Genomic DNA, 22682 nt, shown 5'->3' with positions numbered 1-22682 from the left:
CTCAGTCAACTGTGGGAGTCGGGCTTGCCCGCGATGAGGCCATTAGAAACGCCGTAAATCTCAGGCAGCGAGCAACCAGACCCCAGTCGCCGCCGAAGCCGCCCCGGCCACCCGTACCAACGGCGCTGCCGCCGCCGGCAGGAAACGCACCACGGCATAACCCGCCGCATGCAGAACCGCCGTCGCAGCCACAAACCCTGCGGCATACGCCCAAGGGCTGGACATGTCCGGCAGTTCCAGACCATGAGCCACGCCATGGAACAGTGCAAACAGCGCCGTCGCCGCCACCGCCACAAACAACGGCGGCCGTACCGCCAGCGCCACCGCCAGGCCCAGCGCGAGTACCGACGCGGCAATCCCGCTTTCCAGCGCCGGCAATGCCAGGCCTTCAAAGCCCAGCATCCCACCGATCAGCATGGTGCCGACAAAGGTGCACGGCAGCGCCCAGCGCGCCGAGCCCTTTTGTTGAGCGGCCCACAAGCCCACGGCGAGCATCGCCAGCAGATGGTCAATGCCGCCCAGCGGGTGACTGATACCGGCCACCAGGCCGTTGTCGCCATGCCCGGGGTGGGCGAAGGCGAGGGCGGGAGTGAGCAGCAAGGCTGCGGCGGCGAGAAGTGTGTTGAGGCGCATGGACAGGCTCCTTGTTCAGGTTGATCAGGCTGCAGTCAGCAGACCTTGGCGTTCAATGAAGGCGACGATTTCTTCCAGGCCGACGCCGGTTTTCTGATTGCTGAAGACGAAGGGTTTACCGCCGCGCATGCGCTGGGTGTCGCTGTTCATCAGCTCCAGGGACGCGCCCACCAGCGGCGCCAGGTCGATCTTGTTGATCACCAGCAGGTCGGATTTGCAGATCCCCGGGCCACCCTTGCGCGGCAGCTTGTCGCCAGCCGACACGTCGATCACGTAGATGGTCAGGTCCGACAGTTCCGGGCTGAACGTGGCCGACAGGTTGTCGCCGCCGGATTCCACCAGGATCAGGTCCAGGCCGGGAAAGCGCCGGTTCAACTGGTCCACGGCTTCGAGGTTGATCGAGGCGTCTTCACGAATCGCGGTGTGGGGGCAGCCGCCGGTTTCCACGCCGATGATGCGCTCGGGCGCCAGGGCCTGGTTGCGCACCAGGAAGTCGGCATCTTCGCGGGTGTAGATATCGTTGGTGACCACCGCCAGGTTGTAGCGGTCGCGCAGGGCCAGGCACAGGGCCAGGGTCAGGGCGGTCTTGCCGGAGCCGACCGGGCCGCCGATGCCGACGCGCAGGGGTTGTGTGTTCATGTGATTCTCCAAAATAAGGGGCCCTAGGAACGGAACAGGCGGCTGTACTGGCGCTCATGGGCCATGCACGCCAGGGACAGACCAAACGCGGCGCTGCCGTAGTGATTGGGGTCGAGTTGGCTGGCGCCCTGCTGGGCTTGTTGCAACAGCGGCAGCAGTTCACTGGTCAGGCGCTGGGCGGCTTGCTGGCCCAGGGGCAAGGTCTTCATCAGCACCGCCAGCTGGTTTTCCAGCCAGCTCCACAGCCAGGCGGCCAGGGCGTCGTCGGGGCTGATCTGCCAGGCGCGGGCGGCCAGGGCCCAGCCGAGTGCGAGATGCGGTTCGCCGCGTTGCGCCAGAAAATCCCGAGCGGCGGCGTCCAGCTCCGGCAAGCCGTTGAGCAGTTGCGCGAGGGAATAGCCCATCTGCCGACTTTCCTGATACAGCTCGCGGGTTTCGCGGCTGGCGCGGTGTTCTTCACACAACTGCGCGAGGCGCGGCCAGTCTTCTTCTGCGCCAGCCTTGCAGTGGGCGAGCAGCAGCGGCGCCTCAAAGCGCGCCAGGTTGAGCAATAATTGATCGCTGATCCAGCGCCCGGCACTCGCCGGGTCGGTCACGCGGGCTTGCTCCACGGCCATTTCCAGGCCCTGTGAATAGCTGTAGCCACCAATCGGCAACTGCGGACTGGCCAGACGCAACAGCGCCCAGGCTGGGTTCATGGACGAACGCCGAACTGGTGCAGCTTGGGCGGGTAGTTGAAGTCTTCGTCGCCATGACGGGAATGATGGTGGCCGCCGCCATAGGCGCCGTGTTCCGGCTGAAACGGCGCTGAAAGGGTTTCAGTGGTGGCGCCCAATTGATCCAGCATGGCCTTGAGCACGTAGTCATCGAGCAGGCGCAGCCAGCCGTCACCCACTTGCAGGGCCACGTGGCGGTTGCCGAGGTGATAGGCGGCGCGGGTCAGTTCAAAGGCGTTGCCGCAGGTGACGTGCAGCAGTTGTTCAGGGCGGGCGCACACGCGTACGACGCGTCCGTCTTCAGCCTGTAGGAATTCACCATCGTGCAGCGGCGGCTGGCCGCGCTCCAGAAACAGGCCGACGTCTTCTCCTTCGGCACTGAAACAGCGCAGGCGGCTTTTGCTGCGGGCTTCGAAATTCAGCAGCAACTCGGCGGCCCAGACGGGTTCGGGGGCGATTCGGCGGTGGATCACCAGCATCAGAAAGCTTCCAGCTATGAGCGATAAGCAAGCTAGAGCAAGGGTCTTGCCAACCACGCGGGGAGTGGGAATTCCCTGTAGGCAGGCGGCGTGTGCCACCTCATGGCGCAGGAAATTATTCCAAAATGTTTCATTTTGGTGCGTGAATGGATTTATAGCACCGGATTCGGGCGCTCAGCGTTGAATTCCATTGCTCGCTGCATGAAATTTCTTTCATCTTTTGCGAGTTTTGGTTTCTTGGGATTTTCCCTACGCACTTGCAGGATTTGCCGTGCGTCGAGTTACGCGCCGTTTCATTAGGATTCCGCTCCGTATTTAATCCACAGCGGTTTCCACCATGTTCAAGTCATTTCTCTGTTTATTGATTGTCAGCCTGTCGCTGGCGATTTCATCCGCCTCGGCCAATCTCCAGCGTGCCCCGTCCTTCGCACCATCGTCTTCTATCGACAACGTGATCGAACGCGCCCATTCACTGCTGGGCACGCCCTACAAGCTGGGTGGCACCTCGGTGAGGCAGGGCTTCGATTGCAGCAGCTTCCTGGTTTACCTGTTCAAGACCGAAGCCAACATTCATCTGCCTCGCACCACGACGGCGATGCACCGGTCAACGGCGGCCACGGTCAAGCGCGATGCATTGAAACCGGGGGATGCGGTGTTTTTCCGTGGGAATGGGCGCGGGCAGGTCAGCCACGTCGGGCTCTATATAGGTGAGGGGAAATTCATTCACTCGCCACGCACGGGCAAGAGTGTGCGCATCGATTCGCTCGCCAACAGTTATTGGAGCAGGAACTACATCACGGCCAAGCGTTTCCACTGACGGCCTATTCGGTGCTGCCCAGGCCTTGCCAGTGCTTGAGGCCGATAAAGATAAAGCGCAGTTGCTGAGTGATCTTGGCTTGAGGCGTGAGGTGCGGCGGCAAGGCTTCTGCCGGTGGGTCGATGATGTCGGGCAAGGTGGCGAACACGCTCTTGACGATCAGGTCGGCCATCACGTGCAAACCGTCGGCATCCAGGTGCTGGAGCTTGGGCATCAAGGTCAGGTCGGCGGCGAGGTCGCTGGCGATGTCTTCGCGCAAGGCGCCGATGGCCTGGCGAACGGCAAGGCTGCCACCGTATTGCTCACGGGCCAGGAACAGGAATTGCGAACGGTTGGCGGTGACCACATCGAGGAAAATTCGCACCGAGGCGTCGATGATGCCGCCCATCACGAATTCGTTGTGGCGCACCAGGCGGATCGTCGCGCGAAAGGTCTGGCCGACTTCACTGACCAAGACCAGGCCCAACTGATCCATATCGGCAAAGTGACGGTAGAAACCGGTGGGCACGATGCCGGCGGTCTTGGCCACTTCACGCAGGCTCAGGCTGCCAAACCCACGGCCACACTCCATCAGATGGCGGGCTGCGTCCATCAGGGCGAGTCGGGTCTGTTGCTTCTGTTCGGCACGGGGCAGCATTGGCAGGCGGGCTTTGTGGACAAGGACAGCGACGCACTCTAGCAAATCAGCTTTGCCAGCGTCGAACTTCAAAAGGGAGAAGGGCGTTGCGGTTCACACAAAGTCAAAGCCCGATCGGGTGATCGGGCTTTTTTCCAGGGCCAGCACGGGCTTAGCTCTGTGCTTGATGCAGTTCTTGCAGACGGTCAGCACCGCCTTCCACTACGCCGTCAGCATAAGCGCGTTTGTTGGCACGGCTCGAACCGTCTTCAACCAGGCCTTTCTGTTCCAGGCGATCACGGCCACCTTCGGCAACAGCGTTGCGTTCCATCAGGCGATCAGCGCCACCTTCAACCAGGCCTTTCTGTTCCAGACGATCACGGCCACCTTCAGCAACGCCTTCGGTGTAAGCGCGTTTGTTGGCTTGTTCCGAACCGTTTTCAGTGATGCTGCCGTTGTAGTCGGTGTTGTTCTTGTCCGAAGCACCGCTGCGGGCCAGGGTCTGGCTTACGTGGGATGCATCGGCTTTCACTTGTGGGGTGGCCTGTTCAGCAGCTGGCAGGGCAAATGCGCTGGTGGCCAGGACGGAAAGTACAAAGCTTGCGAGTAATTGGCGTTTCATGATGGGTTGCTCCTTGGGAGGGCGATAAATTGGGTACAGGGCTAATGCTACTCTTGATAAGTCGATATAAAAGTTCATAAACACAATGGTAATAATCAACAGAATTGATTGTTCCCTGCGAGGGCTCTATCTCGCACGTCTCAAGCCCGCGGTTTTGCACCGTGGTGGGTATTTTCGACACGATCGTGGGTAACAACGGTGCGTCGTTGATGATTGAAGCTGTCCGGTTGATCAGAAAAATCTGTTTTTACGGCTAATTCATCGATGGGGTTAAACCCCCGCGCCGTTTGTCAGTCGTAGCCATATAAGCTGTAGTCAAAACGTGCGCCCCAAGGCGCCCGCTCAGTCGTAACCTGGAGTCCTGTGCAATGACGCGCACTCGTAAAATTCTCGCCTGGAGCTGCGCCAGCTTCGTTTTGTTAATCGCCATCGTGGTATTGGTGCTGGTGTTCTTCGACTGGAACCGGATCAAGCCGCCGCTCAACGCCAAGGTCTCCGAAGAGCTGCATCGCGACTTTGCTATCAACGGCAACCTGGCCGTGGTGTGGCAGCGCGAGCCTGACGAAGGCGGCTGGCGCGCCTGGATTCCGTGGCCCCATGTGATTGCCGAAGACCTGACCCTGGGCAACCCCGACTGGTCGAAAACCCCGCAGATGGTCACCCTCAAGCGCGTGGAACTGCGCATCTCGCCCCTGGCGTTGCTGGCCCAGCGCGTGGTGATCCCGCGTATCGACCTCACCGAACCGAGCGCGCAATTGCAGCGCCTCGCCGATGGTCGCGCCAACTGGACCTTCAAGTTCGACCCCAAGGACCCCAACGCCGAACCGTCCAACTGGGTGGTGGATATCGGCGCCATCGGCTTCGACAAGGGCCACGTGACCCTCGACGACCAAACCCTCAAGACCCAGCTTGACGTGGTGATCGACCTGCTGGGCAAGCCGATTCCTTTCGGCGAGATCGTCGGTGATGCCGATGCCAAAAAGGCCCTGGAAAAAGGCTCGGCGCCGCAGGATTACGCGTTCGGCCTCAAGGTCAAAGGCCAGTACCACGGCCAGAAACTCGATGGCACCGGCAAGATCGGTGGCCTGCTGGCGCTGCAGGACGCGGCCAAGCCGTTCCCGCTGCAAGCCCAGGCCAGGATCGGCGACACCAGCATCGCCCTGGCCGGCACCCTGACCGATCCGATGAACCTCGGCGCTCTCGACCTGCGCCTCAAACTCTCCGGCAGCAGCCTGGGCAACCTGTACCCGCTGACCGGCGTGACCTTGCCGGATTCGCCGGCCTATTCCACCGACGGCCACCTGATCGCCAAGCTGCATGAGGCCAGCGGTGCGTCGTTCCAGTATGAAAACTTCAACGGCAAGATCGGCAACAGCGATATCCACGGCAACCTGGGCTATGTCGCCAGCCAACCCCGGCCCAAACTCACGGGTGCGTTGGTCTCCAACCAATTGTTGATGACTGACCTGGCGCCATTGATTGGTGCCGACTCCAACGCCAAACAAAAGGCCCGTGGCGGCGAAAGCAAGCAGCCGGCAACCAAGGTGCTGCCGGTGGAAGAGTTCCGCACCGAGCGCTGGCGCGATATGGATGCCGACGTTGAATTCACCGGCAAGCGCATCGTCCACAGTGCTGATTTGCCGTTCACCGACCTCTATACCCACCTGGTGCTCAACGACGGCCAGTTGAGCCTGGAGCCCCTGCGTTTCGGCGTGGCCGGCGGCAAGCTCGACGCGCAGATCCGCCTCAACGGGCGCATCACGCCGATGGAAGGCCAGGCCAAACTTACCGCTCGCAACTTCAAGCTCAAGCAGTTGTTCCCGACCTTCGAGCCGATGAAGACCAGCTTTGGTGAACTCAACGGCGACGCGGACATTTCCGGGCGCGGCAACTCTGTCGCAGCCTTGCTCGGCACCTCGAATGGCGATCTGAAGATGTTGATCAACGACGGCGCCATCAGCCGCAGCCTGATGGAAATCGCCGGGCTCAACGTGGGCAACTACGTGGTCGGCCGCCTGTTTGGCGACAAGGAAGTGAAGATCAACTGCGCGGCCGCCGACTTCGGTATCAAGTCCGGCCTGGCGACGACTCGCCTGTTTGTGTTCGATACCGAGAACGCCATCATCTACATCGATGGCACGGCGAACATGGCCAGCGAACAGTTGGACCTGACCATCACGCCGGAGTCCAAGGGCTTCCGCCTGTTTTCACTGCGCTCGCCGCTGTACGTCAATGGGCCGTTTATCAAGCCCAATGCGGGGGTAAAGGCCGTGCCGTTGATGTTGCGTGGCGCGGGCATGGTTGCGCTCGGCGTGATTGCCGGACCGGCGGCGGGCTTGCTGGCGCTGGTGGCACCGAGCGGTGATGAGCCGAACCAGTGTGCGCCGTTGCTGCAACAGATGAAGGAAGGCAAGGCACCGAAGACGGTGAAAGGCTAACTGGAGAAGCCGGGACCAAAAAATGTGGGAGCTGGCTTGCCTGCGATGCAGGCACCTCGGTATTTCAGTTGCACCGAGGTGATGCTATCGCGGGCAAGCCCGCTCCCACATGAGTTTTGCGGTGTTAGTTAGAGGTCCTGCAGAATATCCGCCATGTCATCGGCGTGTTCTTCTTCCTGGGCCAGGATGTCTTCGAAGATCCGGCGAGTGGTCGGGTCTTTGTCGCCGATGTACTGGATGATCTCGCGGTAGCTGTCCACCGCGATGCGCTCGGCCACCAGGTCTTCGTAGACCATTTCCTTCAGGGTGTTGCCAGCCACGTACTGCGCGTGGGAGTTCTTCGACAGCAGGTCGGGGTTGAACTCCGGCTCGCCGCCCAATTGCACGATGCGCTCGGCCAGCTTGTCGGCGTGTTCGGCTTCCTGGGTGGCGTGCTCAAGGAATTCCTCGGCGGCGACATGGGCCTTGACGCCATTGGCCATGAAATAGTGGCGCTTGTAGCGCAGCACGCACACCAGTTCGGTGGCCAGGGATTCGTTGAGCAGGCGCAGGATTTCCTGGCGATCGGCGTCGTAGCCTTCAGTCACGGCACCGTTTTCGACGTTCTTGCGGGCGCGGTCACGCAGGGTGGCTATGTCAGACAAATGTGAGTCGGTCATCTTGATTCTCCTGGGGCTGATCCGGTTTTACGCCACGCTCTGTCGGCGTGATCGCATCCAATTGTGAGTCCCAGGCAACGCAAAAAGTTTTATCGGATTTTACAGCGCGTGCCCCGACAGTTGCGCTTCCTCCTGCAACCACTCAAAGAACGCCCGGACCGGCGGGTGCCGTTCACGGCCCGGAACGCACAGGGCGCTGTAGCCGGAACCGTCGACACTGATCTCTGGCCGGTAGGGCACCAGCAGTCCATTTGCCACGCTTTCCGAGACCAGGATGTTGCTGGCCAATACCAGGCCCTGGCCGGCAATCGCTGCCTGCAGGGCGTAGTGTTCTTCGTCGTATTCGCGGATCAACTGTGGTGACTGCAGCCAGTTCTCAGCGGCTTTGGCGCACCAGTCTTTCCAGGCGGCGGTGAAGAGTTTGCAACTGTGCCAATACACGCTGATCAACTGTGGCGTCTGCCGGGCGGCCAGTGCGACCTGTGCGGGTGAGCCATACACCGCGAACGACTCATCGAACAGGCATAAACCAAACAGCTCGGGGTAGCTGCTGGCGCTGTAGCGAATCACCAGGTCGATGCTTGCATCCTGCTGCAGGTTGACCGCATCGCAGTTGGTGTCCAGGCGCAGGCTGATATCCGGGTGGGCGGCATAGAAGCGCCCCAGGCGCGGCACCAGCCACAAGGCGGCGAACGCGGGCGTGGTAGACAGCGTGAGATGGCCGGCGCTGCGCTGCGGGCGGAGGGTGTCGACGCTTTGCGCTACGTCCAGCAAGGCTCCGTGCAGGCTGTGGAACAGCCGCTCGCCACATTCCGTCAGGCGCACCTGGCGCGGAAGGCGTTCGAAAAGGGGCACGCCGAGCCAGGTTTCCAGGGAGCGAATCTGATGGGACACGGCCGTCGGCGTCACCGACAACTCCTGGGCGGCGGCCTTGAAGCTCAGCAGGCGCGAGGCCGATTCAAAGGCGCGCAGGGCGGTCAGGGGCAGCGAGGCAAACATGTAAGGCTCCATGGATGAATTGATCTCATCCAAAGCAACTATTGCTCATTTGTGAGGCAAGCTGCGCATCTCTAGATTTGTGTGCAACAGAGGCAGCCATTCAGGTTGCCTGAGTCTAGCGCGTGAAGGTCTACAGATGAAAAAAATGCTTGCGATCCATTCCAGCCCCCGTGGTGAGCGTTCCCATTCCCGGCGCCTGGCCGAGGTCTTTCTCGCTGGGTGGCACACCGCGAACCCCGACGCGCACCTGACCCGCCGCGAAGTCGGCCGTGCCTCGATTCCCCATGTCAGCGAAGCGTTCATTGCCGCCAGCTTCCACCCCGAGCCGCAGTCGATGCCCTTGTCCATGCACGCCGATTTGCAGCTGAGCAATGAGCTGGTAGCCGAGTTGATCGAACATGAGCTGCTGGTGATTTCCGTGCCGATGTACAACTTCGGGATTCCCAGCGGCCTCAAGGCCTGGATCGACCAGGTCGTGCGCATGGGCCACACCGTGGACATCACCCAGGACAGCCAGGGCATCGCCCAGTACCAGCCGTTACTGCTGGGCAAAAAGGCCCTGATCATCACCAGTCGCGGCGGGAGTGGCTTTGGCCCGGGCGGTGAAAACGAGGCGATGAACCATGCCGATCCGCACCTGCGAACGGCGTTGGGGTTTATCGGCATCACCGACGTCACGGTGATTGCGGCCGAGGGCGAGGAGTCTGATCCGCAGGTGTTCCGCCGTTCCTGTGACGCCGTTGAGGGCCAATTGCGCGATCTGGCCGGGAGCTTCTGACGTGTCCTGGTTCTTCCTGTTGATCGCGGCCGGGTTCGAAGTGACGTTCGCCATGAGCATGAAGTACGCCGAGGGGTTCACCCGCCTGTGGCCATCGTTGATCACGGTCATCGCGGCGGTGGGCGGAATTTATTTCCTGACCCTGGCCATGCGGGAGCTGCCGGTGAGTGTTGCCTACCCGATCTGGACGGCCATCGGCTCATTGGGCACGGTCTTTCTCGGGTTTATGTTTTTGGGGGAGAGCCTGACGCTGGTCAAGCTGGTGTCGGTGGGGCTGATCGTCGCCGGTGTGGTGGGGCTCAAGTAGCGTCATGGCAACCGGCAGGCCGGGTTATCGTTCATCGCAGGCAAGCCAGCTCCCACACTGGACCGAGTTGTCCGGCTAAATGCCGATCAAATGAGGGAGCTGGCTTGCCTGCGATGGCGTCAGATCAGGCAACACTGACCTTGCTGCGAACCGGCGTCGTCCAGCGCTCCGACAAAATCACCCCGCCCAACGTCAGCAAGCCACCCACCAGGTGATACATCGCCAACTGCTCCTTCAGCACCACCGCGGCAATCAGTGCGGTGATCAACGGCAGCAGGTTGAAAAACAGCGTGGTGCGGCTCGGGCCCAGGGTTTTCACCGAGTGCATCCAGGCCAAGGGCGCGAGCATCGAGGCCAGCAGGCAGGCATACAGCACCAGCGGGATATTCGACCAGCCAAGGCCGGCCTTGTCGGAGAACAGGAACAGTGGAAACAGCACCACCACCGCCACCAGTATCTGCAAATACAGCAACACCAGTGGCGGCAACCGCAGCTGCCATTTTTTCAGCAGGGTGCTGTAGACCGCGTAGGCGAGGGTGGCCACCAGCATCATCGCGTCACCCAGGTTCAGCCCGTGTTGCAGCAGGGCGCTGAGACTGCCGGCGGAAACCACCACCACCACGCCGGCGAACGACAGCACGGCACCGGTGAGGGCGCCAAAGGTCAGGCGCTGGCCGAGGCTGATGATGGCGGCCGTGAGGGCCATCAGCGGCATCAGCGAGAGGATGATGCCCATGTTGGTGGCCGAGGTCAGGCTTGCGGCGTAATACGCCAGGCTCTGATACACCGCCATGCCCAGCACGCCGAGGATGAAGATCTTGCCCAGGTTCGGGCGGATCAGCGGCCAGTTGGCGATGACCGGCTTGAGCATGAACGGGGTAAACAGCAACCCCGCCAGCAGCCAGCGATAAAAGCCGATCTCGGCGGGAAAAATCGTCCCCACCGCGAGCTTGTTGACCACGGTATTGCCGGCCCAGATAAAAATGGCCAGTAACGGATAAGCGTATTGCATGGAAAGGAACCCGTTGCGTCTATGAGGGCCAATTATCCTTTGTCTGGATCGAAGCCTATACTTCGATCCAGCCATCCGACCTTTGTATCCAGACAATATGCTCAAGAAGTACATCAACCTTCCCGATTTCGACCAACTGCCGTCCCCGGTGTACTTCCGATATTCGGAGTTCGAGGCCGACACCCACGCCAGCGCCCACCAGCATGCATGGGGTTCTTTGGACTACTCGGCCCGTGGCGTGATGCGCTTTGAAGTAGCGGGCAGCCGCTTCATGTCGCCACCGCAATACGCGGTGTGGATCCCGCCGAACACCCAGCACAGCTCCTACAACGCCCAGGCGATTGTCTATCGCTCGGTGTACTTGGCGCCCGCGCTGTGCGAGCACTTGCCGGCGCAGCCGTGCACCCTGAGCGTCAGCGATATCCTCAAGGCGATCCTCAGTGACTTCGCCGAGCGCGACGTGAATATTCCCGAGAATGAAGCCGATGTGCGCCTGGCCCAGGTGCTGGTCGACCAGCTCCGGCAGGCCCCGGTGCATGATTGTTTCCTGCCGTATGCCAGCCATCCCGGGCTGCTCGGCGTGCTGGAGGGCATGCAGGCCGATCCCGGCGATAACCGCGCGCTGGCCCAGTGGGCGGAACAGGCACATGTCAGCGAGCGCACCCTGGCCCGGCAATTCGTACGCGAACTGGGAATGAGTTTCGGTGAATGGCGCCAACGCCTGCGTTTTCTTGTGGCCATCGAAGCGCTGGACAGCTCGCGCAGCGTCCAGGAAGTGGCGTTTGACCTGGGCTACAGCACCGCCTCGGCGTTCATCGCCATGTTTCAACGCCAGGCGGGCTGCACTCCGGAGCAGTACCGTCGGACGAATATCCGCAGCAGGTGAACGTGTAACAGGGTTTGACTACACTGCTGGAGAGGCCGTGCCCCTCGGCACGGTAACAGGGAGAAAACTCCATGAAGATGCTGCGTATTCCGCTGTTGATGATGGGCTTGCTGTTGTGTTCTCAAGGCTTTGCCGCGACTGCCGCACAGACGGCTCAGCAACAAAAAATGACCTCGTGCAACGCCGAAGCCAAGACCAGTGGCAAGACCGGTGATGATCGCAAGGCATTCATGAAAACGTGCCTGTCGGCCGCCCCGGCCGCCAACGACGCCAAGACCCTCACCCCACAGCAGCAGAAGATGAAAGACTGCAACGCCACGGCGAAAACCCAGGCGCTGACCGGCGATGCGCGTAAAACCTTTATGAGCACCTGCCTGAAGAAATAATGCACAAACCTGTGGGCGCTGGCCTGCCTGCGATCGCGATCTGACAGTCGATGCCTCTGCTGACTGACCCTCCGCCATCGCAGGCAAGCCAGCTCCCACATTGGACCGCGTTTAGACTTCTCGCTTGATTTCCCCAAGGCTGGCAGACTGCCCATCCTTTAACGCCGTTCGTTTTGAGGCTGTATGCCAACGTTTTCTCAGCGTCACGTGTTGTTGTTGGTCAGTTGCGTGCTTATTTTTGGCGGGCTGCTGCTGGTTTTGCCGTTGAAGTTGCTGCCGAGCCTGCTGGCCGGGCTGCTGGTGTATGAGCTGGTCAACATGCTCACCCCGCAATTGCAGCGCCTGATCGAAGGCCGGCGTGCGCGCTGGTTGGCAGTGGCGTTGCTGGGGACCTTGATCGTCAGCATCCTGACCCTGATTTTTGCCGGGGCCATCAGCTTCCTGCTGCACGAAGCGGAAAACCCTGGGGCTTCCCTCGATAAATTCATGGGCGTGGTCGACCGTGCCCGCGGCCAGTTGCCGCCGTTCCTCGACGCCTACCTGCCGGCCAGTGCTGCCGAGTTCCGCGTGGCCATTGGCGAATGGCTGAGCAAACACCTCAGCGAACTGCAACTGGTGGGCAAAGACGCCGCGCACATGTTCGTGACCCTGCTGATCGGCATGGTGCTGGGCGCGATCATCGCCCTGCAACGCGTGCCGGACCTCACCAAGCGCAAACCCCTGGCGGCTGCCCTGTTTGATCGCCTGCACCTGCTGGTCCAGGCCTTTCGCAACATCGTCTTCGCCCAGATCAAGATCGCCGCGCTGAATACTGCGTTCACGGCGATCTTCCTCGCGGTGGTGCTGCCGCTGTGCGGGATTCACCTGCCGCTGACCAAGACCCTGATCGTGCTGACGTTCCTGCTGGGCCTGCTGCCGGTGATCGGCAACCTGATGTCCAACACCTTGATCACCATCGTGGCCTTGTCGCTGTCGATCTGGGTGGCGGTGGCGGCGTTGGGTTACCTGATCGTGATCCACAAGGTCGAGTATTTCCTCAACGCGCGGATTGTCGGCGGGCAGATCAGTGCCAAGTCGTGGGAATTGTTGTTGGCGATGCTGGTGTTCGAAGCCGCCTTCGGCCTGCCGGGCGTGGTGGCGGGGCCGATTTATTACGCGTACTTGAAGAGTGAGTTGAAGCTGGCGGGGATGGTGTAGCGATCCGCTTTTTGTGGCGAGGGAGCTTGCTCCCGTTGGACTGCGTAGCAGGCCCAGTTTTTAGGGGCGCTTCGCACCCCAGCGGGAGCAAGCTCCCTCGCCACACAAGCCGTGTAATCAGTAGCCGTAGCGCTTGCTGGCCTCAATCGCCAGGCCACTGCCAATACTGCCAAAGATATTGCCTTCCACATGCTGCGCATTCGGCAGCATCGCCGAGATGCTGTGGCGCAGCGCCGGGATCCCGCTGGAACCGCCGGTAAAGAACACCGTGTCCACCTGGGCCACGTCCACCGAGGCATCGTTGAGCAACTGGGTCACGCTGTTGCGCACGCGCTCCAGCAGGCCATCAATGGCCGACTCGAACAACGCCCGGCTCAATTCCACGCTCAACCCAGGCTCAACCCGGTCCAGCAGCACATGGCGGCTGTCCTGTTGGGTCAGCTGGATCTTGGTTTCTTCCACTTCCATCGCCAGCCAGTGCCCGGCGCGCTGTTCGATCAGGTTGAACAGGCGGTCGATGCCGCCGGTGTCCTCGATGTCGTAGCGCATGCTGCCCAATGCCAGCTTGGATTTTTGCGAGTACACCGAGTTGATGGTGTGCCAGGTCGCCAGGTTCATGTGGTGGCTGGTGGGCATGTAGGCGCCGCTCTTCATGCGGCTGCCGTAGCCGAACAGCGGCATCATGCCGGCCAGGGAGAGTTGCTTGTCGAAGTCGGTCCCGCCGATGTGCACGCCGCCGGTGGCGAGGATGTCGTCGTGGCGGTTGTCGATCTGGCGACGCTCGGGCGACAGGCGCACCAGGGAGAAGTCGGAGGTACCACCGCCGATGTCGACGATCAGCACCAGCTCTTCTTTCTCGATGGTGGACTCGTAGTCGAACGCCGCGGCGATCGGCTCGTACTGGAACGAGATGTCCTTGAAGCCGATTTTGCGGGCCACGTCCACCAGGGTGTTTTCGGCTTCCTGGTCGGCCATCGGGTCGTCATCGACGAAGAACACCGGGCGGCCCAGCACCACTTCGTCGAACTCACGCCCGGCGGTGGTCTCTGCGCGGCTCTTGAGCTGGCCGATAAACAGCGCCAGCAGATCGGTGAACGGCATCGCCGTGCCCAATACGCTGGTGTCGTGCTTGATCAGCTTGGAACCCAGCAGGCTCTTGAGGGAGCGCATCAGCCGGCCTTCGTAGTTTTCCAGGTACTCGTGCAGGGCCAGGCGGCCGTACACCGGGCGGCGCTCTTCGAAGTTGAAGAACACCACCGACGGCAGCGTGATCTTGTCGTCCTCCAGCGCGATAAGCGTTTCCATGCCGGGACGAATCCAGCCGACGGTGGAGTTGGACGTGCCGAAGTCGATACCGCAGGCACGGGCTGGGGATGGGTTTTTCATGTCAATCGGGTTCCGGTTGAAAAACGGCCGCGCAGTGTATGCCACCCGCGTGCAGATGCGTAGGCCGACTATCCGCTAAATACAGCACACTTGTTACCTTGAAAGCCCGGTGTTTGCCCCCAAATCCCCTCCATACGGTTGGTGGCTGCAGGATTCTGCCCGCAGCGCCGATAAACTTCTGACGCACCCTTCGGTCACAAGATTGAGATCGGTCAATCCAGACGCCGCAAACAGGCGCATGCTGTGACGCTGGCAGTGCGATATCGATAACGGACGGTGAAACCCCCGATGGACTTCAAAGACTATTACAAGATTCTCGGCGTCGAGCCGACTGCCGACGACAAGACGATCAAGGCCGCCTATCGCAAGCTGGCGCGCAAATATCACCCCGACGTGAGCAAGGAAAAGGACGCTGAAGCCAAGTTCAAGGACGCGTCCGAAGCCTATGAAGCGTTGAAAAGCGCCGACAAGCGCGCCGAATACGACGATTTGCGCAAATACGGCCAGCATGGCCAGCCGTTCCAGGGCCCGCCAGGCTGGCAGAGCCGTGGCGGCTACGGCGGCGGTGGCCAGGACACCGGCGACTTCTCGGACTTCTTCAGCTCGATCTTCGGTTCCCGCGGCAACGGTTTTGGTGGCGCCCAGGGCCGCAGTGCCGGGCGTCGAGGGCAAGATGTGGAAATGGAACTGCCGGTCTTCCTCGAAGAGACCCTGTCCAACGAGTCCAAGCAGGTCAACTTCCAGGTGCCGCAGTACAACGCGGCCGGCCAGCACGTCAGCAACACCACCAAGAGCCTGAACGTGAAGATCCCGGCCGGTGTGACCGACGGCGAGCGCATCCGCCTCAAGGGCCAGGGCGCGCCGGGGATTGGCGGTGGGGCCGCAGGTGATCTGTACTTGATCATCAAGTTCGCGCCGCACCCCAAATTCGATGTGGAAGGCGAAGACCTGATCATCACCCTGCCGCTGGCCCCGTGGGAGCTCGCGCTGGGTACCGAGGTGGCGGTGCCGACCCTCACTGGCAAGATCAACCTCAAGGTGCCCGCCGGCAGCCAGAACGGCCAGCGCATGCGCGCCAAGGGCCACGGCTTGTTGAACAAGGCCGGGCAGCGCGGTTACCTGTTTGTGCAACTCAAGGCGGTGATGCCGAAAAACACCGACGACGAGGTCAAGGCGTTGTGGCAGGAACTGGCACAAAAAGCCGCCTTCGATCCAAGAGAATCATGGAGTAGCTAACGATGAGCAGTCCCCGTTTGGTTCAAGTGAACATGGCAGAATTCTGTGAGGCCACCGATCTGTCGGTGGCCTACGTGATCGAAATCGTCGAGCACGGCATTGTTGAACCGGTGGGGACGAGTCCGGAGTCCTGGCGTTTCACCGATTACGAACTGGCCCTGGCCAAGCGTGCGTCGGCGCTGCAAAAGGACCTGGAGCTGGAATGGGAAGGCGTCGCCCTGGCGCTGGACCTGCTGGAAGAAGTGCAGCAACTGCGTGCCGAAAACCAGATGCTCAAGCAGCGGTTGGGCCGCCTCGTCGTCGAGTAAGCGCTGCCCGCTACCTGCCCGCTACCTGTCCGCTACCTGCCCGCTACATAGTTACGCCCGGCCCTGGAAGGTGGGTGATTAAGGTAATCACCTTTCTCCTCTTCCAAGGAAGGTGTGTATGCCAACCTCTCAAACGCCCGTTTCCGGCGTTCAGCGCCGTCACTACGACCACATCAAGGCTGCCATTCCCCAGAGCCTGATCCACGCCACCCCGGAACACCCGATCAAGCGTTATGAAACCTTTGACCCGTTCGAGCAGGAGCTGACGCGCCGGCTGAAAAACTGGCCCAAACCGGGCCTCGGTCGCCCAACCATGGTCGAGCCCACGGAGCATCAGCAATTCTTCGCCCGATTCGTGGCGTTGACCGACCAGATCCTGTGGGCCACCAGACTATCCAGCCAAGGGGGGCCGGAACGGTGCTCAAGGGCATTGGGCTTGCAACCCTCATTCAACGTGCAGAGCGCGCGAGCATGACATCACGGCAAGCAAGCACTCCGGACCTGTCCCTGTCCAATCAGGACTTTATTACCCATGCAGTGCCCGAGTGGCTGATCCAGGCATTTGCCCGACAGCGTCTGGAGAAGCAGGTGAATGCGTTTGATCAGTTGCCTTGGTTCCAGGGCCTGACATCCGAGCAACGCCAGACCCTGAAACGCTACACCCGCACCAGCCTGCAATCGCAGCAAGCGGTGGATGGCCGCATGGCCAACGTGCCGGCGGTCGAGGCGTTTGCCAAACCGCTACTGGTCAAGGCGCTCAAGGATCGTTTCAAGGTTGAACTGGATGTCGACGACACCTTTATCAAGCTGGAAAAGTCCGTGAAATTGGGGGTGTTTGACCTCAAGGTCGGGGAGTTCAATGTGTTGAACGTCTCGCTCCTGCACGCGGCCTTGCACAACTTCGAAGCGGACGAAGGCGGCGCGGACTTCTATGACGAGGCGTCCAAATTCGTCACCAAGGACGGTGCGCCGGTCAGTACCTCGTTGACTATCGAGCAGTTCATCAACTTGTGCCGCAGCCTGGACATTGGCGCGCAGTACCAGGCCTACCTCAAGGACAACCTGGGGACCGAAGAGGCGCACGTCGACACCGTCCTGCGCGAGGCCATCATCACCAGCCAGAAGGATGCGATGAAAGCGGCGGCCTACATGGCCCTGGTCAAGAAAGACATCGAGGCGGATGACTACGCCATGGTGCTGCAGGTCATTAACGGCGAACGCAACCCTACGCTGCGCGGCAAGCCGGTGTGGTTTTCTTCGCTCAGTGTCATGGGGCTCAAGCTCAAGGGCTGCGTGTCGTTCGAGCTCACCGAAAAATACCGCTACGGCGAAGTCTCCATTGTCTACGTGCCCCATGATCCCGAGCATCCGTTCAAGCGTTACAACCGCTTTGATGACTTGAAGAAAGAACTCACCCGCCAATTGCTGGCGACGGACCCGGCCCAGGTCACGGCGGCGACGGGCCCGCAACCCACGCGTTATCAGCGGTTTTTCAGCCAGTTTGTCGACGCCGCCAAGCACCCGTATTACTTCAGTCGGTTTACCCGGGCCGAGTCGAACGCCACTTCAATGCTCAGCACCGTCGTGAAGTCGCCGGTGTTCCAGAGCGTCTTCGACGTGACGAACCCGCTCGCGTCGATGCTGCTCAAGCCTCAGGAATGGCCGCCGGAAAAAACGGCCACACGCCAAACCGATGCGGGGGCTGAACTGCAGCCGATGGTCGTCGCCCGGCATGGGCTGTGGTCGGCCAATGTCGACCTGTGGACTGACTTGTATGAGAGCGGGCGCGACAAGATCATTACCGATGCGCGTCACCAGGCCGTGCCCACCGCCGATGTGGATGCGCGGGTTCGCGCACAGAAACTTGCGCACTGGCTGGAAGGCGGATTTGCGGCGGTTGGCCTGCTGTCGATGTTCGTGCCGGTGCTGGGCGAAGTGATGATGGCGGTGATGGTCGAGCAACTGCTGTACGAGACGTTCGAAGGGGTGATGGAGTGGGAACAGGGTGACCGCGAGGCCGCTCGGCAGCACCTGATCGACGTGGCACAGAACCTGGCCATGCTGGGGCTGATGGCCGGGGTCGGCAAGGGCCTGGCGAAATTGCCCAAGGTTGAGACGCCGCCGTTGATCGACGAACTTCAGCCTGTCAAGTTGCCCAACGGCGAGCAACGCCTGTGGAAACCGGACCTTGTGCCCTATCGCAGCGACGTGAAGCTGCCCGCCGAGTCAGTGCCCGATGAGCTGGGCCTGCATCGCCATGACGGCCAGCACATTCTGCCCCTCGACGGCGGCAACCATGTGGTGGAACAAAACCCGGTCAGTGGCGAGTATCAAATTCCCCATCCAACCCGTGCCGATGGCTACGCGGTGCCCCTGGAACACAACGGAGCGGGTATCTGGACCCATGGCGCTGAAGACCCGCTGACCTGGGACGGCCCGACCCTGATGCAGCGCCTGGGGTATCGCGCCCAGGCCCTGAGCGATGCCCAGCTTGAGCGCGTGCGCACGGCCTGTGGTGCCGACTACGACACCTTGCGCCGCCAGTATGTCGAGCAGGATCGGCCGTCGGCGCAGCTCAGCGACACCCTCAGCCGTTTTCGTATCGAGCATGACCTTGAAACCTTCGCGCAGCAGATCGCCAGTGATGATCCCCGAGTCTTCGCCCAGGCGGACCTGGGCTTGCAGTTCAAAATCATGCGCAGCCAGGGCCTGTTGCCGCAGAAGCCGGCCTGGCGGGTGTTGGACAGCCGGATGAAGGTTATCTGGGAAGACCCGCCCGGGCCGCAAGGAAGCTCCCAGCGCGTCACGTTTGTGGTCAGTGAAGACACCCGTACTCAGGGCTCGTTGCTGGAGAGCATGCTGGTTCTGTTCAAGGCCAACCGAGTGGACATGAGCAGCGTGCCCGGGACCTCGCAGATGAGCGTGGCCGAGAGGGCCCGCGCGTGGCGCAAAGAGATCGCAGCCGATGCGCAGCACAACCGGCTGACGCTTTTTGAATCCCTCTACGATGCGCAGAATACGGCCGCCGACCCTTTGATCGGGCGGGTCAAGGCGCGCTACCGGCACCTGCCGGACGCCGTGGTGGAGCAACTGCTGGAACACGCCACCGAGGCGGAACTGGAAGCCCTCGGCCGCCCCGGTGAACTGCCGCCACGGATCGATCAGTGGGCGCAGTGGTGCCAGCAGGAGCTGCGCCTGACCCGGGCCTATGAAGGGCTGCACCTGGATATTTCCGCCGGTGTCGACAGCGAACGGCTGGCGTTGCGCAGCCTTGAAACCCTGCCCGGCTGGCCGGCGCAGGCGCGGTTTGAATTGCGAGAAGGCGGGCCACAGGGCCGGCTGCTGGACAGCATCGGCGACGCGCAGTCGCCAGTGCGGGGCGTGTTGTCGGTCAACGATGGCTCCGGCTTTGCCCAGGACGGTGCCGGCAGCCTGTATTGCGCGGTGCTGTCCTACCTGTCGCCCGAGGAACGGCAGGCGCTGGGTTTCACCTTGCGCGATGGCCTGCGGATGAAACAGGCTGTGGAACAGGCGCCGTTGCCACGGGATGACTTGCGGTCGGTGTTGCATGAACAGCGGGTGCTCAAGCCTGATCTTGCGCCCGGTTCGCGGCTGATCGGTGGCATGCCCCTGCGTCAGCAACTGGCAAGCCTGTTGCGCACACCACGCGGTCGGATCATCAAGTTGTACCCCGACTTTACCGAGGGTGAAGCCGATGCATTTCTGCAAAACCTGGGCGGCTCTCCCCGTAATGAATTGAGCCGGCTGGAGGGCGAGTTTGCGACCTTGAAACAGGAGTTGTCGGCCTGGGTGCAAGAGCCGGCCTCACAACCTGGCGACCACCGCTGGAAGATCGCGGAAAGACAGGCCATCGCCCTCAAGCTCCAGCGCTGCTGGCAGCGTCGCAGTGGTACGACACTGAACCTGCAATTGGCGAGAGAGTTGCCCCCGTTGAACGCAAGCTTCAACCATATTGAGGAACTGGTCCTTGATGGTTCGACCTTTAAGGATCGCGCCGGTGGGTTCCTCAAGAGGTTTACCCGGCTCAAGCGCCTGCGTATCAAGGTCGCGTTTTTTAGCCGTATTCCCGAGGCGGTTGCCGACATGAAAGAGTTGGCTCACCTGGACTTGAGTGACTGCCTGATTCCCATGAGTGCAAGGGATATCGCCCTGCTGGAGGGGTTGAGTACGCTGCAAACCCTGAACCTGCAGCGAAATGTGTTGATGGGGCGCGTGCTGGATTTCAGCGGGCTGCGCCAATTGCAGAGTCTCAACCTGAGTGACACCGGCATCAGCCAGTGGCCCACTGGGCTTGTGGAACAACCGAACCTGCAACTGGTGGATCTGCGCAACAACCAATTGCGGGAAGTGCCGCCCGCCATCCTCAATCCCGCGCCTGAACAACTGGAGGCGCAAGCCCGCATCAATCGCGTGACCCTGCTGCAAGGAAATCCGTTTTCCTTGGACGGCTATCAACAGCTCAAGGCGTATTCGCAACGGCTGACAGATACGCGGCCGGAGCTATTGGTGGGCGGGCAGCCCGGCGCCTTTGAGGTACTGGACCCGCTGGCCACCCGGGTTCGCGATCTGTACCCCGAGTTCGACGATGAGCAGGTGCAAGCCTTCCTGCAACCGCTGGAGCAGGCGGAGGCGGAGGCGAAATTGGCAGCCCTGGAGCAAGAGTACGAGCGGTTGAACAGCCAGCTGTCGTCTTGGGCATTCTCCGGAGTGGGCGAGTCGCAAAGATACAGGGCGCTTCGACGGGTAGTACAAGCGGACGCTGCCCAAGAGCATCGGTACCAGGCGATGGGTCGCATCCTGCGCTGCTGGCGGCGCGAGACCGCACAACAACTGGCTAGCGACGGCACTCCGATCGGCCTGGAACTTAACCTGAGCGAACTGCGGTTACCGAGCCTGCCGGACCTGGATGCCGACTTCAGCCATGTGGGTTCGTTGAAGTTGAGGAAAATGGAGCTGAGCAGTTCGCCGGACGGTTTTCTGACGCGATTTCGGCACGTGCGCTGGCTGGACATGGCGGGCAACCAATTGACACGGCTGCCCCAGGCACTGGAGCACATGAACGGCCTGACCCGCCTGAATCTAAGCTTCAACCGCATTCGATTGACCGCTGAAACCGCACGAGTGTTGTCCGAGCGAACCACCCTCAGAGTGTTGTCGCTGCAGAATAATCCCCTGGGCATGGCGCCGGATTTCAGCGCAATCACCGATATGCGTGGACTCGCTCTCGGCAATACGCAACTTGAGGCGTGGCCGGTGGGTTTGTTTGAGCAACCGTCGCTCGATTGGGTTGTGCTGGACAACAATCGGATCACCACCATTCCCGACAGCGTGGTGGCACCCTCGGCTGAAAACCTGGAGCGGATCGCACGGACCAATAACGTAACAAGCCTCGCCAACAACCCACTGTCCGAGGCAACCCAGCAACGGCTGAATGATTACTGGGATCGCCTTGAGCGAGAGCATCCTGACCTGGCACGTAACCGGGCTGAATCGGGTTTCAGGTTTTATTCCGTGGGCGCCGGCGTGCCGACTCGACCGAACCCTCAGGTTTCTATGCAAATCCTGCGCTGGACTGTCGACCTGCCAGCGGACCAACTGGCGACGCGCGAGGCGCAATGGTCAGCATTGGCCAGGCATGAGAAAGCTGACGGGTTCTTTAACCTGCTCGCGGGCCTGGAAAACGCCGGCGCTGGCGAAGAAGATCTGCAGCAGCGGGTGTGGGCGGTCATCGATACGATTACCCAGGACAGTGTCAAGTCTGAAGCATTGCGCGAGCAAATGTTCGAATGGGCGGGACGCCCGGCGTGTTGTGACCGTGCGTCCTTGTCGTTCAGCAATCTGGAGATCATGTCGCTGGTCTACCGGGCCGAGTCCCAGGCAGAGCAGGGGCAGCAGGCGGCGCAGCTGTTGAAGTTGGCACGTGGGCTGTTCCGCCTGGATGAAGTGGAGAAAATGGCCCTGACGGATATCGAGCGTCGGACGGCGGCGATCCGCAGCACGCCGGGGCTGACGCTTCTGGAACAAGATGCCCGCATTGCCCTGCTGGAAGAAGTCGAAATCCGCCTGGCTTACCGCTACGGCCTCAAGGACCGCCTCAAGCTGCCGGCGGCGCCCAGCCAGGCCAGGTTCATCCAGTTGGGGCAAGTCACTGCGCCGATGCTCAATCAGGCGTACGACGCGGTCATTGCCCTGGACAACTCCCCGGCGGAATTTCAAGCATTGCTGGCGCGGGACTTCTGGAAAGACTATGTGACCAACACCTACCGCCCGCAGTTCGAGGCGAAGCGCAAACCGTTTGATGTGCATCAGGCCAGCCTGCATGATCGCTCTTCATCGGGCGAACTGTCGGGCAGCGCTTATACCGAGCAGGCCGATACGCTGGCAGCGCAGTGGCAGATAGAAGAGTCCGAGTTGATCGAGACGTTGAGCCGAGAGCTGCTGGAAAAGCATCCGCTCTAAGTACACCTGCGTCAGGTGTCGTTCATTGCCGGTGAGCATTTTGATTCACCTACATATCTAGGGACGTTCAGGCAGCGCAATTCGATAG

21 protein-coding genes are annotated in these 22682 nt (G+C 61.3%); 11 read left to right on the top strand and 10 right to left on the bottom strand.

The genetic code is table 11. The annotated features are described in order from the left end of the window. Positions 1-60: 60 nt before the first annotated feature. From M2400_RS03830 to ureE, 4 genes are read right to left on the bottom strand one after another with little or no spacing between them, the layout of a single operon-like run. On the bottom strand, positions 61-633 hold the full coding sequence (locus M2400_RS03830; RefSeq protein ID WP_177076174.1) for a HupE/UreJ family protein: 573 nt from the start codon (positions 631-633) through the stop codon (positions 61-63). A gap of 24 nt (positions 634-657) precedes the next feature. Further along, positions 658-1272, bottom strand: coding sequence for an urease accessory protein UreG (ureG, locus tag M2400_RS03825; protein WP_003217431.1), 615 nt, complete (start codon positions 1270-1272; stop codon positions 658-660). Positions 1273-1295: 23 nt separating this feature from the next. Then, positions 1296-1970 (bottom strand): urease accessory protein UreF, encoded by a 675-nt coding sequence (locus M2400_RS03820; protein WP_177041327.1) that lies wholly within the window; start codon positions 1968-1970, stop codon positions 1296-1298. Then, positions 1967-2467: an urease accessory protein UreE gene (gene ureE, locus M2400_RS03815; protein ID WP_177041329.1), complete on the bottom strand. Its 501-nt coding sequence runs from the start codon at positions 2465-2467 to the stop codon at positions 1967-1969. Before ureE ends, M2400_RS03820 begins: the two co-directional genes overlap by 4 nt. A 337-nt stretch (positions 2468-2804) precedes the next feature. On the opposite strand from ureE, the gene M2400_RS03810 reads away from it, so the two are divergent. Next, positions 2805-3284, top strand: a complete 480-nt coding sequence (locus tag M2400_RS03810; RefSeq protein ID WP_259195306.1) for a C40 family peptidase — start codon at positions 2805-2807, stop codon at positions 3282-3284. 4 nt (positions 3285-3288) lie between these two features. Here M2400_RS03810 and M2400_RS03805 read toward each other — a convergent pair whose 3' ends face one another. Together M2400_RS03805 and M2400_RS03800 are read right to left on the bottom strand one after the other, a co-directional pair. Then, positions 3289-3921: a TetR family transcriptional regulator gene (locus M2400_RS03805; RefSeq protein WP_177041333.1), complete on the bottom strand. Its 633-nt coding sequence runs from the start codon at positions 3919-3921 to the stop codon at positions 3289-3291. A 151-nt stretch (positions 3922-4072) separates the two neighbouring features. Continuing rightward, on the bottom strand, positions 4073-4522 hold the full coding sequence (locus M2400_RS03800) for a hypothetical protein (protein WP_177041335.1): 450 nt from the start codon (positions 4520-4522) through the stop codon (positions 4073-4075). Positions 4523-4890: 368 nt separating this feature from the next. Between M2400_RS03800 and M2400_RS03795 the strand changes: the two genes are divergently transcribed. Further along, the gene (locus M2400_RS03795) at positions 4891-6960 is read left to right on the top strand and encodes an AsmA family protein (RefSeq protein WP_177041337.1); all 2070 of its coding nucleotides are present in this window, start codon (positions 4891-4893) and stop codon (positions 6958-6960) included. Between the two features lie 128 nt (positions 6961-7088). Here M2400_RS03795 and M2400_RS03790 read toward each other — a convergent pair whose 3' ends face one another. Together M2400_RS03790 and M2400_RS03785 are read right to left on the bottom strand one after the other, a co-directional pair. Then, a complete protein-coding gene (locus M2400_RS03790) occupies positions 7089-7619 on the bottom strand; it encodes a bacterioferritin (RefSeq protein ID WP_259195307.1) in 531 nt (176 codons plus the stop codon). 99 nt (positions 7620-7718) lie between these two features. Further along, positions 7719-8630: a LysR substrate-binding domain-containing protein gene (locus tag M2400_RS03785; protein ID WP_259195373.1), complete on the bottom strand. Its 912-nt coding sequence runs from the start codon at positions 8628-8630 to the stop codon at positions 7719-7721. Between the two features lie 124 nt (positions 8631-8754). Here M2400_RS03785 and M2400_RS03780 point away from each other — a divergent pair, with 124 nt between their 5' ends. Further along, positions 8755-9396: an FMN-dependent NADH-azoreductase gene (locus M2400_RS03780; protein ID WP_259195308.1), complete on the top strand. Its 642-nt coding sequence runs from the start codon at positions 8755-8757 to the stop codon at positions 9394-9396. A gap of 1 nt (position 9397) precedes the next feature. Further along, entirely contained in the window at positions 9398-9703 is a 306-nt protein-coding gene (locus M2400_RS03775; protein ID WP_177041343.1) for a multidrug efflux SMR transporter, read from the top strand. A gap of 124 nt (positions 9704-9827) precedes the next feature. Here M2400_RS03775 and M2400_RS03770 read toward each other — a convergent pair whose 3' ends face one another. Continuing rightward, a complete protein-coding gene (locus M2400_RS03770; protein WP_259195309.1) occupies positions 9828-10715 on the bottom strand; it encodes a DMT family transporter in 888 nt (295 codons plus the stop codon). 97 nt (positions 10716-10812) lie between these two features. On the opposite strand from M2400_RS03770, the gene M2400_RS03765 reads away from it, so the two are divergent. The 3 genes from M2400_RS03765 to M2400_RS03755 all read left to right on the top strand — a co-directional run bounded on the left by M2400_RS03765 (position 10813) and on the right by M2400_RS03755 (position 13184). Then, positions 10813-11601 (top strand): helix-turn-helix transcriptional regulator, encoded by a 789-nt coding sequence (locus M2400_RS03765; RefSeq protein ID WP_177041347.1) that lies wholly within the window; start codon positions 10813-10815, stop codon positions 11599-11601. Positions 11602-11672: 71 nt separating this feature from the next. Next, entirely contained in the window at positions 11673-11987 is a 315-nt protein-coding gene (locus M2400_RS03760) for a PsiF family protein (protein ID WP_177041349.1), read from the top strand. Positions 11988-12170: 183 nt separating this feature from the next. Then, entirely contained in the window at positions 12171-13184 is a 1014-nt protein-coding gene (locus tag M2400_RS03755; protein ID WP_003217402.1) for an AI-2E family transporter, read from the top strand. A gap of 117 nt (positions 13185-13301) precedes the next feature. Here the strand turns inward: M2400_RS03755 and M2400_RS03750 are convergent, their stop codons facing one another. Then, complete coding sequence (locus M2400_RS03750) at positions 13302-14570, bottom strand: Hsp70 family protein (RefSeq protein WP_093202293.1); 1269 nt, start codon at positions 14568-14570, stop codon at positions 13302-13304. A gap of 288 nt (positions 14571-14858) precedes the next feature. Here M2400_RS03750 and M2400_RS03745 point away from each other — a divergent pair, with 288 nt between their 5' ends. The 4 genes from M2400_RS03745 (at position 14859) to M2400_RS03730 (ending at position 22594) form a co-directional block, all read left to right on the top strand. Continuing rightward, positions 14859-15806, top strand: coding sequence for a DnaJ C-terminal domain-containing protein (locus M2400_RS03745; protein ID WP_177041351.1), 948 nt, complete (start codon positions 14859-14861; stop codon positions 15804-15806). 2 nt (positions 15807-15808) lie between these two features. Next, positions 15809-16114, top strand: a complete 306-nt coding sequence (locus M2400_RS03740) for a chaperone modulator CbpM (RefSeq protein WP_177041353.1) — start codon at positions 15809-15811, stop codon at positions 16112-16114. A gap of 118 nt (positions 16115-16232) precedes the next feature. Continuing rightward, positions 16233-16589, top strand: a complete 357-nt coding sequence (locus M2400_RS03735; protein ID WP_177114141.1) for a hypothetical protein — start codon at positions 16233-16235, stop codon at positions 16587-16589. Continuing rightward, the gene (locus M2400_RS03730) at positions 16586-22594 is read left to right on the top strand and encodes a dermonecrotic toxin domain-containing protein (protein WP_259195310.1); all 6009 of its coding nucleotides are present in this window, start codon (positions 16586-16588) and stop codon (positions 22592-22594) included. The genes M2400_RS03735 and M2400_RS03730 overlap by 4 nt, the downstream gene beginning before the upstream one ends. Positions 22595-22682 lie beyond the last annotated feature (88 nt).

Source organism: Pseudomonas sp. BIGb0558 (assembly GCF_024807515.1).
GTDB lineage: Bacteria > Pseudomonadota > Gammaproteobacteria > Pseudomonadales > Pseudomonadaceae > Aquipseudomonas > Aquipseudomonas yamanorum_A.
The sequence above is the reverse complement of the archived record's forward strand: the minus strand, read 5'-3'. Positions and strand labels throughout refer to the sequence as shown.